The following is a 13,139-nucleotide window of genomic DNA, read 5'->3' on the forward strand; positions in this document are numbered from 1 at the left end:
CCGAAATTTTATCCGATTGAGACGCTTCGGATGCGCCCCTACGGTCGCGCGAAAAGCGAGGAAATCTTGCGAAACGGCGGTCAGATTCTCATCAGCGCGCTCTTGCAGAACAACTGCAAGGCGGTCTTCGGCGTTCCCGGTGAGAGTTACCTGACGGCGCTCGACGCATTGTGGCAGCACGCCAACGCCATCCGCTACGTCACCTGTCGCCAAGAGGGCGGCGCCTGCTTCATGGCGACGGCTTACGCCGACGCCACCGGCGATGCGGGCGTCTGCTTCGTCACCCGCGGTCCGGGTGCCATGAATGCCGCGATCGGCGTGCACGCCGCCTATCAGGGCTCGACGCCGCTCATCTTGCTGGTCGGCCAGATCCCGACGGCGCATCGCGACCGCGAGGCGTTCCAGGAACTCGACTACCGCCGTGTTTTCGGCCCGATGAGCAAATGGGTGGCGGAAATAGATCGCCCGTCGCGCATCCCCGAATATGTCAACCGGGCCTGGCGAACCGCGATTTCCGGCCGACCCGGCCCCGTGGTTCTGGTTCTGCCGGAAGACGTGCTCAAGGCCGAAGCGACACGCCCGACCTGAAACCGGCGATGGCGACGCCTGTCGCGCCATTGGCTTCCGACATGGTCACGATCGAGGCCTTGCTCGCGCACTCGAAACGGCCGCTGCTGCTGCTTGGCGGCGCCAACTGGACGCAAGCCGGCCATGACGCCATCATCCAGGCTTCGGAAAATCTCGAGCTTCCCGTGGCTGTCGGCTTCCGCCGCCAGGGCCTGTTTCCAAACGACCATCCAAATTACGTCGGCAATCTTGGCTTCGGCGGCGCGCCTATGCCCAACGATTATTGCCGCGAAGCCGATCTCATCCTTGCCGTCGGCAGTCGACTGGATGACGGTACGACGCTGAAATTCTCACTCATTCCGGCGCCGACCCCGCACTGCCGGCTCGTCCACGTGCATCCGGGCGCCGAGGAGCTTGGCCGGCTCTACCAGGCCGATCTTCTGGTGCAGGCCGACCCCAACGCCTTTGCTACCGCCGTAGCCGTGGTTCCAAGCAAGGAGCATCCCAGACGCACTGCGATTTGCACCTCCGCGCGCCGCCGCTACGAAGCCATGCTCGAGCTCGTTCCGCAGCCCGGCCCCGTCGACATGGGCGCGGTCATGCGCTTACTCAGCCAGCGGCTGCCGGCTGATGCGTTCATGACCACCGGCGCCGGCAATGCGTCCGACTGGCCCAACATCCATTTCCGCTATCGCCGGTTTCGCGGCGGGCTGGCGCCGGTCTGCGGCGCCATGGGCTTTGGCGTGCCAGCGGCGGTTGCCGCCAAGATCACCGACCCGGACGCGCCCGCAATCTATGTCGGCGGCGATGGCGATTTCCTGATGAACGGCCAGGAGTTCGCCACCGCGATCCAGTACGGCCTCGATCCTATCTTCATCATCGTCGACAACCGATCCTATGGCACCATCCGAATGCATCAGGAACGCGCTTTTCCGGGGCGCAACTCCGGCACCGGCCTCACCAATCCCGACTTCGCCACCGTAGCGATCGGCTATGGCGGCCATGGCGAAACGGTAGAAACCACCGACGAGTTCGCACCTGCCTTCGAACGCGCGCTGGCGAGCGGCAAGGCCGCGGTCATCCACGTGAAGGTTGGCGCGGACCATCTCGGCCCGAACATGACCGTATCCGCCTTGAACGGTCGGCGAACGCTCAAGCGGCGCCTTTCCTATTGAGACTGCAGGAGGTTTTTCAAAGTGATCCGTTTTTCCGATTTTGCCGCCAGCCTGACATACGACGCCATTCCCGAAGAGGTCCGCGCCATCGTCAGGTGCAGTTTTGCCGATACGCTCGGAGTGGCGGCGGTGGGTTCAACCACGGAGATCTCCTCGATCACCAGGAAGATTGCCGATCGGCTGTGGCGTTCGTCGCCGGAAATCGGCGCGGCGCGGATGATCTTCGACGGACGCTCGGTCAGCCCAGCGGGAGCGGCGTTTGCCGGTGCCTTCACCATCGATTCCATCGATGGGCATGACACCACCAGCCCTTGCAAAGGCCATGCCGGCTCGGCGGTGTTTCCGGCGCTGCTCGCCGTTGCGGATTCGCTCAGGGCATCAGGTGCCGCTATCTCCGGCGAAGACCTGATGGTTGCACTGACTGTCGCCTACGAGATCGCCTATCGCGCCGGGCTGACGCTTCACGGTACCGTCTCCGACTACCATACATCTGGAGCATGGACCGCGGTCGGCGTGGCGGCTGGTGTTTCCCGCTTGCTGGGGCTCAGCCAGGAGCAGATACGCCATGCCGCAGGCATCGCCGAATATCACGGTCCGCGCAGCCAGATGATGCGCTGCATCGATTTCCCGACCATGTTGCGCGACGGTGTCGGCTGGGGCGCGCCGTCGGGCGTCATGGCGGCCTATATGGCGGAACTCGGCTTCACCGGTGCACCGGCGATCACAGCCGAGGGAGAAGCCGCCGCCCCTTGGTGGCGCGATCTCGGACAGGCCTGGCGCGTGATCGAAGACACCTCGTACAAACCCTATCCGGTATGTCGCTGGGCACATCCCTCGATCGATGCCGCGCGCGACCTGATGCGCGACGACAACCTGTCCAGCAAAGATGTAGAGCGCGTCCGCATTCAGACCTTTCACTATGCGGTGCGGCTTGCCGGCCATAATCCGAAGACGCTGGACGAGATGAGCTATTCGATCGCGTTCCCTGTTGCGACGATGATCGTGCGTGGCAAGATTGGGCCGCAGGAGCTTCGGCCGGAGGTTCTGCAGGACGCGGAAATCCGCCGCATTTCCAACGCCACCGATCTCGTCGAAACTGAACATTACACCCGTATCAGCGTCGGCAAGCGTTGGGCCGACGTGACGCTCTATCTCAAGGACGGACGCAAGATCATGTCGGAGCCGCGCACGCCGAAAGGCGATCGCGACAATCCGATGAGCGCGGAGGAATTCCATCGGAAATATGCGACCTTCACCGATGGCTTGATTGGCAAGAACCGGGCCGACGACATGGAGGCGATGGCGCTGTCATTCGACGGGCTGGACAGCAAAGGTCTTAGCCGGCTGATCGATCTGGTGGTCGCGCCGCTCGACCGCTGACACGCGCCAGGCGCGTGCGCGGACGATCGCCGCACCAGGCCGGAATTATTCTCAGCCGGCGCTGAATTCTTTTCGATCCCATCCCGCTGGCCAATGTCTACGATGAGCCAACAAAGCCGCTGCAAGCAACAGCGCATCAGGGACTGAAACCACGGGGAGAGTTTGATGACAATGTTCAAGACCGACGGCGGCCGCATTCCTGATTTCGTCGAGGCAATGGCCGAGAGCGCCAAGGCAGGGGCGGTCGACCGCCGTGAGTTTCTGGCGATCGCCAGCGCTTTCGGCGCCACGACAGCCGCGGCTTACGCAATGCTTGGCCTCGCCGCGCCGACGGTTGCGCGGGCCGAGGAACCGAAAAGAGGCGGCGTGCTGAAAGTCGCGACCAACGTCAAGGAACAGAAGGACCCGCGGACCTATGATTGGTCCGAAATGGCCAATGTCACCCGGCAGACGCTTGAGCCGCTGGTCAAATACACCAATGAATTCACCTTCAAGCCGATCCTGCTCGAAAGTTGGGAGATCAACGACGACGCCACCGAATACACGCTGAAGGTGCGCCAGGGCGTCAAATGGAACAATGGCGACGATTTCAACGCCGATGACGTGGTCTTCAACCTGACGCGCTGGTGCGACAAGTCGGCCGAAGGCAATTCGATGGCGGCGCGCATGGGCGCGCTCATCGACGCCAAGACCGGCAAGCCGCTCGAAGGGGCCATCAATAAGGTCGACGAGTACACCATCAAGCTGAAGCTGCCGACCTCCGACATCTCGATCATTGCCGGCTTCTCCGACTATCCAGCGCTGATCGTGCATCGCGACTACGAGAAAATGGGCAGCAATTTCGTGAAGAATCCGATCGGCACCGGACCGTTCGAGCTGGTGTCCTACGATGTCGGCTCGAAGGTCGTGCTGAAGCGCCGCGTCAACGGCAAATGGTGGGGTGGCGAGGCGCATCTCGACGGCATCGAGTTCATCGACTACGGCACCGAGGCCAACGCGATGATCAGCGCCTTCGAATCCGGCGAGGTCAACACCAACTACGAAACCACGGCGGACTATGTCGACATTCTCGACAAGATGGTTCTGGTCAAGCACGAGGTGGTGACGGCCAACACCATCGTGGCGCGCACCAACGTCAACAACAAGCCTTACGACGACCAGAAGGTGCGCCAGGCCATCCAGCTTGCCGTCGACAATGCAACCGTGCTGAAGCTTGGCTATGGCGATGCCGGCACGCTCGGCGAGAACCATCACGTCTGCGCCATCCATCCTGAATACGCCGAACTGCCGAAAGTGTCGCGCGACATCGCCAAGGCCAAGGCATTGATGACTGATCGGGCTCGACCAGGACTGGCACAAGAACACCGCCGATTCGATCGCAGCCCAACTCCGCGAGGCCGGCTTCAAGGTCAAGCGCACCGTCCTGCCGGGCTCCACCTTCTGGAACGACTGGACGAAATATCCGTTCTCGATGACCAACTGGAACATGCGCCCGCTCGGTGTGCAGGTCATCGCGCTCGCCTATCGTACCGGCGAGTCGTGGAACGAATCCGCCTATTCCAACAAGGATCTCGATGAGAAGATCGGCAAGGCGCTGAGGGTCGCCGATGTCGACAAGAGACGCGAACTGATGGTCGACATCGAGAAGATCCTGCAGGAGTCCGGCGTCATCATCCAGCCCTACTGGCGCAAGATCTACAATCACTCGACGAAGTCGGTGAAGAACTACGGCATCCATCCAACCTTCGAACAGAATTTCGAGGATGTCTGGCTGGACGAAGACGCCTGAGTCAGAACGAATCCTGAGCGGGGTGCGTTCAAATTGAACCAGGCATCCCGCTCTAGCTCTTTGTTTTAGCCGCATTTGTGCGACGCCAAGTGATTCCACTTGGCTGCAAAATGCTCAGTCAAATTGAGAATTGCAAGGAACCGTCTCCTAGCATAAGAGGCCGTCCGACCAGTTTGCCAATAGGCAGCTGGAGGCCGACTGTCGGAACGTCTGCTTCGGATCCAGAATTTCCCCTTGGTCTTGCTTGGACAAATGTCCGAGAAGGGTCAGATCAGGACGCTACTCGCGCAGAACTGAATGTCAGCTATTATAGATCTCGCTGCTAGGAACTGGCGGTCCGCTTCCGTGAACTGAGAGGACATCGCATTTCCTTGCCAACCCTATCTTCCCAATCGGTACCGCCACTGGTGTTGGTCATTCTGGTGGACAGCCATGACGTTGGCCAGGCAAACGGCGGAAACGAGCGCAACGCAAGCAAGGACGGGTATGGCACTGTGGGCGTAAGGCGGAAACGGGACATTATACTTGGACGCTACGGCCCCGGCGTTCCGGCTCCAAAACTCACAACCTGAACGTCGCAGGTTCAAATACCGCTCCAGGTCATGCAACCTGAAACGCGCCCGATGTTACCCAAGCGCTCCGACGAGTACGACAGGAGTACAACTTCGAGGAACTGATACCCATTAAGTTGTTGAATATACTTTGCTTTTCGCGACGTCCGTCCAATCCATCATCGGCGCGACGGCGAACTTCATATATTTTTCAATCATTTACCTACAGTTTTTAAACCACACTGAGATTGGACAGACTGACATTGCCGGTCTCTATGATATGTGACCCATTTCATTCTATTTTTCAAAGCGTAACCATCAATGTCACTCAACACCGCTTTTCTGCTCATGGCACAATACAATGGCAAGGCCATCATTCCGCTCGATGAGGTCCGTCGCGATTTCTTTTCGCACCTGACGCTCCCGAAATTTCTTCGCAAGCTCAGTTCAGGCGACATTGCCCTGCCGCTCATGCGAATAGAAGCAAGTCAGAAATGTGCCAAGGGTGTGCATTTGCAGGATTTGGCAGACTACCTTGATAAGCGCAGACAGGTGGCCCAGAGGGAGTTTTCCAGATGAGCGGTTGGAAAATGCAGATATAATGCTGAGGAAGATCCGCTTCGCGCCGTATCGCGGCCGTTGAGGGCTCCTTTTCCGCTCCTGAAAGCCGACATCCAAGCGACCCCGCTGGCCGACGCGGTTGCGCCAGATTTTGCCATTGGCATTCATGCAACGGGCGTCGCGAACCGACCCTTGCGGATTGCTCGGACGATCTGCTTGAGTTTGATCGCCACCATGTTGAGCAGAACCAATCATCAGCAGCCGGACCGATGACGGTGTTGACGGCATCCCCGATCCAACCAGGCCTGCTCTGGAGTTCCCAGCACTGGCGTGGGAAAATCTCCGAGCCGAGTTCATTAGCAGCCGCCGTCGACGAGCGAATCCCGGCGGCCGTACTTAGCCGGTCGCCGAGATCCAATTTGTATGACGCAGGATAAAGGATCGTCGTGGCGAACTAGCGCGCTGTCGGACACGTCACATTTGTGCCCTTATGCCTATAGTGACAGACGCGTCGCCGTTCGAAGCAGTCCACACTATGCTGCCGGGCGAGCCGCCAGCCACTTGGGCAGATAGCTGCGCCCAACTAGTTCCGTTTTGCCAGCCGGAACAACGCCAGCCGCGCGCAGCAGCGGCTCGAGTTCGCCGCTGTCGTGTTTTGCCAGGACATCGACGGCACCTCCGACATGTACGCCTCCGACGAAGATCTGCGGGATCGTTGGTTGGCCGGTGCGAGCCAGTAGCTCCTTGCGGATTTCGCCACCAAGGCCGCTCTTTTGCATGGCAACTGCATCGAGATCCACCGAGCGGAACCGGACACCCATGTGTTTGAGAAACCGGCGAACCGCCCAGCAGAATTCGCACCACTCAAGTGCGAACATCACGACCGGCTGCTTCGGGTCGGCGATCGCTTCTGCTACGAAGTCGCGAGCCCGGGCAGGCGCTGGTTCGACAGGCGCAAGCGTTGCCGCTACCGGCTTTGCCGGCTGAGGGCCGAAACGACCCCCCGGCGTGGAGTTCGAAATCGCCAGTTCCTCGGGGTCCATCTCTTGCCCGATCGCCTCGAATAGCGGGGTCGAGAGATAGCGCTCGCCGGTATCGGGAACCAGGAAGAGGATCCGGCTGCCCTTGGGGCGACCTTGGTGATCTCAAGCGCCGCAGCCAGAGTCGCACCACCGGAGATGCCGCAGAAGATGCCCTCCTGCCGCGCGAGCTCGCGAGCGAGGCGCAATGATTCCGCGCCACTCACGGGCTGGATAGCATTGATAAATCCACCTTCGATCGCATCGCCGGTCAGGCGGGGAATGAAGTCGGGAGACCAGCCCTGCACCGGATGCGGGCGAAATAGCGGATGGCTTTCGGCAGGTGTCCCGTCATCCAGGTGGTTCTGAGCGACGCCGCTAGCCAGCATCGGTGCATTCTCGGGTTCCGCGACGACGATTCGGGTGGCAGGGCTTTCTGACCGCAGCACACGCGCCACGCCCTTCAACGTGCCGCCGGTGCCGGCGCCGGTCACGAAGTAGTCCGGTCCGCTGCCGCCGAAATCACGCAGGATCTCCTGCGCAGTGGTTCGGCTGTGGACGTCCGCGTTTGCCTCGTTCTCGAACTGGCGGGTCCAGAACCAGCCATTCGCTGCCGCGAGTTCGCGTGCCTTCGCGACCATGCCCGTGCCCTTCTCCGAGGCCGGCGTCAGGATCACGCGCGCGCCAAGGAAGCGCATCAGCCTTCGGCGCTCCACAGAGAAGCTTTCGGCCATCACGATAACCAGAGGATAGCCCTTGCGTGCGCAGACCATCGCGAGGCCGATGCCCGTATTGCCGCTTGTCGCCTCGATCACTGTCTGGCCGGGCTTGAGGAGCCCGTCGCGCTCGGCGGCTTCGATCACACCCAGCGCCAACCGGTCTTTGACCGAGCCGAGCGGGTTGAATGCCTCGAGTTTGGCGAACAGTTCGAAGCCTTCCGGCGACAGGCGGTGCAGCCGTACAATCGGAGTGTTGCCGATGGTGTCGAGTATCGAGTCATGGATGGACATCATAAGATCCTTTCAAGAGGGGATGTTCAGCATGTCAGCCTTTGGGGGGACGACTGCGCGCCGCAGCGACCGCTCCGATTGAAAGCAGCGCCGAACCGATGATCTCGATGGTGCTCGGAGACTCCCCGAGCAGCACGACGGCAATCACCATTGAAAACGCCGGAACGATCGCGGCAAAAACAGAGGCACGCGTCGCGCCGAGGCGCTCGACGGCCCGGCCGAAGCAGTAGAGCGCACCGATCGCCGAAAGCAGCGATTGGTAGAGCACCTGGAACAGCAGGTCGCTAGGAACAGCCGCTAGCAGTCGCTCAGGGCCGCCTGTGAAGCCCCAGACCGGGACATAGAACACAAGCGATGCGACGCAGACCACCGAAGCGGTCGTCTGCGGCAGCAAGCCAGCCCGCCGCATCGACACCGTATAGCCTGCCCACATCAGGGCGCCGACGACAAAGAAAAGCAGGCCCCATCGGTTTCCGCCAGCGCTCCATGCCCCAGCCGCGACGCATGCCGCCCCGACGAGGATGCATCCGATGCCGGCAACCACGCGCTTATTCGCCCGCTCTCGCAGAATCAGCACGGACAAGATCAAGGTGAAGACCGGCAGCATTCCCACGGTGATCGCACCACCCACTCCGGCTGAACTCAGCATGACGCCGGTGCCGGCGACCAGCGCATAGGGAGCACCAGCGCCGAGCGCCATGAACAGCAATAACGATGGCGCAACCCGAGTGACCGCCTGTCGGGAGCGCCAGGCAAGCGGGAGCAGCACGAGGCCAGCGATGCCGAACCGAACCGCAGCCAGATCAGCGGCAGAAAGTCCGCCGGCCACACCGGAGCTGGTGACGGTCCACCAGCCGCTCCAGATGGCGGCGGCGCCGAGCCCCCACAGATAACCACCTAGGTCAGACGCCGTAGCCTGCCGCAATGAAGTCTGGCCGGCATCTCCGCCAGCAGTCAAAGCTGCGACGTCTACGACAGCAACGGTGGACAGGAGGCTTGGGTCGCGTGAGGACATGACAGCTCAGATCCGGTGCACTCGGTTCGTTGAAATGACTGTTGAGGGATAGCCGAGGTTTGCGGAGCAAGTCCTTACCGCTGGCTGATCTTTAGCTTACCATTCGTGGCTGCACGCCGGTCAGCGTCATCGACACGAGCCGATATGATCTTGGCAACCTGCTCGGGATGAGTGGCGATCATGAAGTGCGCGGCACCCTCGATCTCCCACAGAACAGCGCCTGGAATGCGGTGCATCACCGCCTCGTTTGCCCGCTGCACGGCTCGACGGCTCATTGCGCCCACGATGATCTCAGTATGTACGGCAAGGGCCGACAGCGCGGCGTCGGAAGGCGTGAATGCGTAGGCGCCAGTCCAGTCAAGCATGTTGACCTCAGTCGTTTCAACGGCATGCGACTGAACCCGGTGGGGCCACGAATCGAATGTGCCGGGACCTCCGTAGAAATCGATCATGGCTGCGATCGCTTCCCGGTTGCCGTTCCGATATGAGCGGAAGTAGCTGTCGGTGAGATTAATGAAATCGCGGTAATGGTTCTCGTCGCCTTCGCCGCGCAGTAGGCCGACTGCCGGCGCTTCGAGGATGGTTAGGCTCGCCAGTGCGGCGTGACCTCGAAGAGCGACCGCGAGGGCCACCAGCCCTCCAAATGAGTGGCCAACCAGGTGGACGCGTCCGCCAGCCCGTTTGATAACCTGTTCGACGACATGGCATTCATGATCGATCGACGCGTCGGCCATCGTCCGGCGTTCGTCCGTTTCACCATAGCCGAGCAGGCTGGTCGTCACACAGCGGAAGCCATCGCCCAAATGCGAAACCACCGAACGCCAGGCGGCTCCAGTGCTGCACGAGCCGGGCACGAGCACCACAGTAGGGCCGTTGCCGCACTCCTTATACTCAATCGAGGCTGCTTCGACTTTCAGGAAGCCCCGACCCGCAGCATTGGGATGCATTCCCAAGCCGGAACCGATCTCCGCTACCTGAGGATTCTGGAATGACTCGCCATACATGGTCTGAACCGTTTCGCCGTTGTTGTCGGACGCACGGTAAACACCGGCCCGGTTTCGGCCGAATGTCAGAGAGATGGCTCAAGTATTTCTGTTTCGAGGGTTTTGTATCGGGTAACTGACACACAAGCGACGAGCGATAGGCATTGGCGACCCACGGGCTAGACAAGCCTGCGCTGGAGTTCCCGGCCCTGCCGCCGCAGCATCTCCGAGCCGAGTTCATCGGCTGCGGCAATCGCTGCCCGTATTTCGGCGCCAGCGTTTCGTTGATCGCCGAGTTCCAGTTGGACGTCAGCGATCTGCAGCCGCAAGCGCGCAGCATGCAGGCGCGATTCAACGCTCGTCCATAGCTGGCGCGCCAGATACAAATGACGAAGCGCCTCGCTGGCATTGCCGCGCGTCCGAGCAAGCAGCGACGCAGCTTCGTTGGTCAACGCACGGATGGACGGCATCGGCCAGCGCTCGTCCTGGCCCGACAGATCGTCGATCAGTGCCTGTGCATCGTCTAATCGGCCGGCATGCACCGCGATCACGGCCAGATGGGCGAGCAGGATGCCTCGCCGCTGCAGGGTCCACCAGCTTTGCCCGATGAGACCGCGCTCGAGGCTGGCATATGCGGCGTTGGCATCCCCCTGTTCCAGAAGCAGCATGGCCTGTCCGGGCTCCGGGCTCCACCCCAGCGCATAGCATTTCTCGTAGGCGGCCTGAGCCGCATCGATATCGCCGATGGCGTGGTGGATATCGCCAAGCACGCGATAGGCATCGGCAAGCGCCCACGGCGCATCCTCGCCGAGACGCGCCAAGGCATCGTTGATGTGAACCAGGGCATCGTGCAGCGACCCGCGAATGCCCAATACCTCGGCTCGATGCAGCTGGCACGAACCCGAGAACGCCATGCTGTTGTCGTTGCAGAATTGCTGATAGCCGATCGTCCACTGGTTCGCCCGTGCCCAGTCTCCAAAAGTGCGGCAGGCCCACAGAATATTGCAGTAGAGAACACCGCCGGTGATCGGATCCACCTTGCTCGACAGGGCGATCGCCGCTGCATGATCCTGATCGGCCAGACCGCCGCGTGTGTCTCCCAGGCTGAGGCGATAGAAGCCGCGGTACATCAGGCCCAGGACCTTTGACGTCACATCACCCAGCCGCTGGCCGAATTCGTAGGCGGCCTCAGCCAATCCGAGAGCCTGCCGCTGGTCGCCGTCGAAAGCGGCAATACGCGACTCCAACCAAAGCACGCGGCCGGTAGCGAGGGAGTCTGGATCGCCCGAGATAAGGCTCCTTGCACGCGCGGCCCAACCCTTGCAGACGGCAACCTCACCACGCTCGAAGTGAATCACCGATAGCATTACGGCGGAGGCGGCGGCCGGATCGTCGGCACCGGCCTCGGTATGCGCCGCGACGGCGCGAACCAGCAGCGGAATCGCGTCGGCCGGCCTGCCCAAGGACTGCAGCGCTGCGGCCCAGCGATCAAGGTCTTCGGCCGCCAGAGACGCGTCAGCGTCGGCTTCGGCATACAAAGCGACGACATCGTCCCAGCGTTGCGCGGCCGCTGCTTGCCGCGCGGCATCCACTTGATCGCGCGAGCGGACGGGGCTAACAGCCGTGGTCAGGTCCGGGACCTCGCCATCCGCGACGACACAGAAGCGGTAACCGTTACGCGGATAATTCCGGACCGCGTTTTCCATGCTGCCTTCGCGCAAGGCGTTGCGAAGCGAGCTGACTGCACGTTGCAGCGAGTTCTCGGTCACCGTGACGCCGGGCCAGAGCGCATCGAGCAATTCATCCTTGGAGACGACCCGCTCGCGGCTGCGGATCAAATAGGCGAGCAGATCGAAGACCCGTGGCTGCAGCGGCACCTCGCGCTCGGCCAGCCAGAGGATGCGACCCGGCTCATCGAGCCGGAACAGACCAAATTCAAACCCCATCGACGATCTCCCGGTCGCTCGCACAATCAGGTCAAGATCAGCAAATGCTCAGGCCGGCGTAAGGACGCAAGCCCAGCTCCCCCCTATACCACAGAAATCGCTGCGGAAACGCCGCTGTGACGGGCAGCCGGAGCTGCCGGACAAGTAGCCAATCACGGAGAACCACAATGGATATGTATGCCATCCGCCGCCCCAGCGCCTGGGCAAACCTCGGCGAACTCGAAAAGGCCGGAGCGAAGTCGGCGCGCATCGGCAACGAGGAAATGCCCGACCGCATCCGCTGGATCCGCAGCTACGTCGTGCACGAAGCCGACGGTCGTGTCGGCACCGTCTGCATCTACCAGGCAAGCGATCCCGAATCGATCAAAGAGCACGCCGCCCGCGTCGGCATGCCGGCCGCCGAGATCCTGCCGATCATCGACACGGTCGTCATCCGCGCCGACCCCGAGAAGAGTGCCGCCTGACGGCGCCCGTTAATTGCGTACGGACACCTAGCAACGGCTCCGCGCTCACCCCTAGCGCGGAGACCGCCCTTGGCACCTGAACGAGGCAACGGAGAATGGACCATGCCGATACGTATGCCGCTGGGCGCACATCTCAGAACCGAATGAAAGCCGCTCCTTCCATTGCCCCGGACCTACAGGCCGGGCGCTTCGTTCACGTATCGCGTCACCGATCACGATACGCCGGAGAGCTGGGCCGGCGTCGCCCGGAAACATGGCCTCGACCCCAGTCGGTTAATCAATTTCGAAACCGACAATCCCGATGAAGTGAACTGGTATCTGCGCCACTACGTGGGTTGCGATGTCGCCACCGACGACCGTCAGAACTGGATGTTCAGCTCAAGCGCGAATTGGCGGCAGTGGCGGCCTGCGCTGGGCGATCGAGGAGTGCTTTGAGCGCGCCAAGGATGATCTCGGACTTGATCATTGCGAGGCTCGGTCTTGGCATGGATGGCATCGCCACATGAGCCTGTGCATGGCCGCCCTGGCATTCCTCTCGAAGCTATCGGCTGATCTTCGCCGCAGCGCATAGAGCAAACCGAACGAAACGACGACATCAGGCCGCGGCCACCACCTGTCCCTACAAACGGCATCGACACACCCGCAACTGTAGTACTAGGCCATTCGTGTTTCGACCGTT

Annotated in this window: 11 protein-coding genes and 2 pseudogenes; 8 read left to right on the forward strand and 5 right to left on the reverse strand. The window is 61.6% G+C overall.

The genetic code is table 11. The features are described from left to right. Positions 1-66: 66 nt before the first annotated feature. From NKI22_RS31535 to NKI22_RS27820, 5 genes and pseudogenes are all read left to right on the forward strand, one after another. On the forward strand, positions 67-588 hold the full coding sequence (locus tag NKI22_RS31535; RefSeq protein ID WP_502897723.1) for a thiamine pyrophosphate-binding protein: 522 nt from the start codon (positions 67-69) through the stop codon (positions 586-588). A gap of 8 nt (positions 589-596) precedes the next feature. After that, positions 597-1,742, forward strand: a complete 1,146-nt coding sequence (locus tag NKI22_RS27805; protein WP_502897724.1) for a thiamine pyrophosphate-dependent enzyme — start codon at positions 597-599, stop codon at positions 1,740-1,742. 21 nt (positions 1,743-1,763) lie between these two features. Continuing rightward, positions 1,764-3,122 carry an MmgE/PrpD family protein gene (locus NKI22_RS27810; RefSeq protein WP_352815219.1) on the forward strand — a complete coding sequence of 453 codons (1,359 nt, stop codon included), beginning with the start codon at positions 1,764-1,766 and terminating at the stop codon, positions 3,120-3,122. Positions 3,123-3,287: 165 nt separating this feature from the next. Beyond that, a pseudogene (locus tag NKI22_RS27815) lies at positions 3,288-4,911 on the forward strand (ABC transporter substrate-binding protein). 872 nt (positions 4,912-5,783) lie between these two features. Further along, a complete protein-coding gene (locus tag NKI22_RS27820; RefSeq protein WP_352815217.1) occupies positions 5,784-6,041 on the forward strand; it encodes a pyocin activator PrtN family protein in 258 nt (85 codons plus the stop codon). A 515-nt stretch (positions 6,042-6,556) separates the two neighbouring features. On the opposite strand, the gene NKI22_RS27825 is transcribed toward NKI22_RS27820, so the two are convergent. The 5 genes from NKI22_RS27825 to NKI22_RS27845 form a co-directional block, all read right to left on the reverse strand. Next, complete coding sequence (locus NKI22_RS27825) at positions 6,557-6,901, reverse strand: glutaredoxin (protein ID WP_352959232.1); 345 nt, start codon at positions 6,899-6,901, stop codon at positions 6,557-6,559. An 89-nt stretch (positions 6,902-6,990) separates the two neighbouring features. Further along, positions 6,991-8,052 carry a PLP-dependent cysteine synthase family protein gene (locus NKI22_RS27830; RefSeq protein WP_352959224.1) on the reverse strand — a complete coding sequence of 354 codons (1,062 nt, stop codon included), beginning with the start codon at positions 8,050-8,052 and terminating at the stop codon, positions 6,991-6,993. 34 nt (positions 8,053-8,086) lie between these two features. Beyond that, positions 8,087-9,067 carry a DMT family transporter gene (locus NKI22_RS27835; protein ID WP_352815213.1) on the reverse strand — a complete coding sequence of 327 codons (981 nt, stop codon included), beginning with the start codon at positions 9,065-9,067 and terminating at the stop codon, positions 8,087-8,089. A gap of 74 nt (positions 9,068-9,141) precedes the next feature. Continuing rightward, positions 9,142-10,071 carry an alpha/beta fold hydrolase gene (locus NKI22_RS27840; RefSeq protein WP_352815211.1) on the reverse strand — a complete coding sequence of 310 codons (930 nt, stop codon included), beginning with the start codon at positions 10,069-10,071 and terminating at the stop codon, positions 9,142-9,144. A 158-nt stretch (positions 10,072-10,229) separates the two neighbouring features. Next, entirely contained in the window at positions 10,230-11,996 is a 1,767-nt protein-coding gene (locus NKI22_RS27845) for a winged helix-turn-helix domain-containing protein (RefSeq protein ID WP_352815209.1), read from the reverse strand. Positions 11,997-12,163: 167 nt separating this feature from the next. On the opposite strand from NKI22_RS27845, the gene NKI22_RS27850 reads away from it, so the two are divergent. The 3 genes and pseudogenes from NKI22_RS27850 to NKI22_RS27860 all read left to right on the forward strand — a co-directional run. After that, positions 12,164-12,460 (forward strand): nickel-binding protein, encoded by a 297-nt coding sequence (locus NKI22_RS27850; protein WP_352815207.1) that lies wholly within the window; start codon positions 12,164-12,166, stop codon positions 12,458-12,460. Positions 12,461-12,622: 162 nt separating this feature from the next. Continuing rightward, the gene (locus NKI22_RS27855; protein WP_352815397.1) at positions 12,623-12,895 is read left to right on the forward strand and encodes a hypothetical protein; all 273 of its coding nucleotides are present in this window, start codon (positions 12,623-12,625) and stop codon (positions 12,893-12,895) included. Next, a pseudogene (locus NKI22_RS27860) lies at positions 12,864-13,031 on the forward strand (IS701 family transposase); the annotation flags it as partial. The gene NKI22_RS27855 and the pseudogene NKI22_RS27860, both read left to right, overlap by 32 nt. Positions 13,032-13,139 lie beyond the last annotated feature (108 nt).

It is taken from the genome of Mesorhizobium sp. M0778 (genome assembly GCF_040320105.1).
GTDB lineage: Bacteria > Pseudomonadota > Alphaproteobacteria > Rhizobiales > Rhizobiaceae > Mesorhizobium.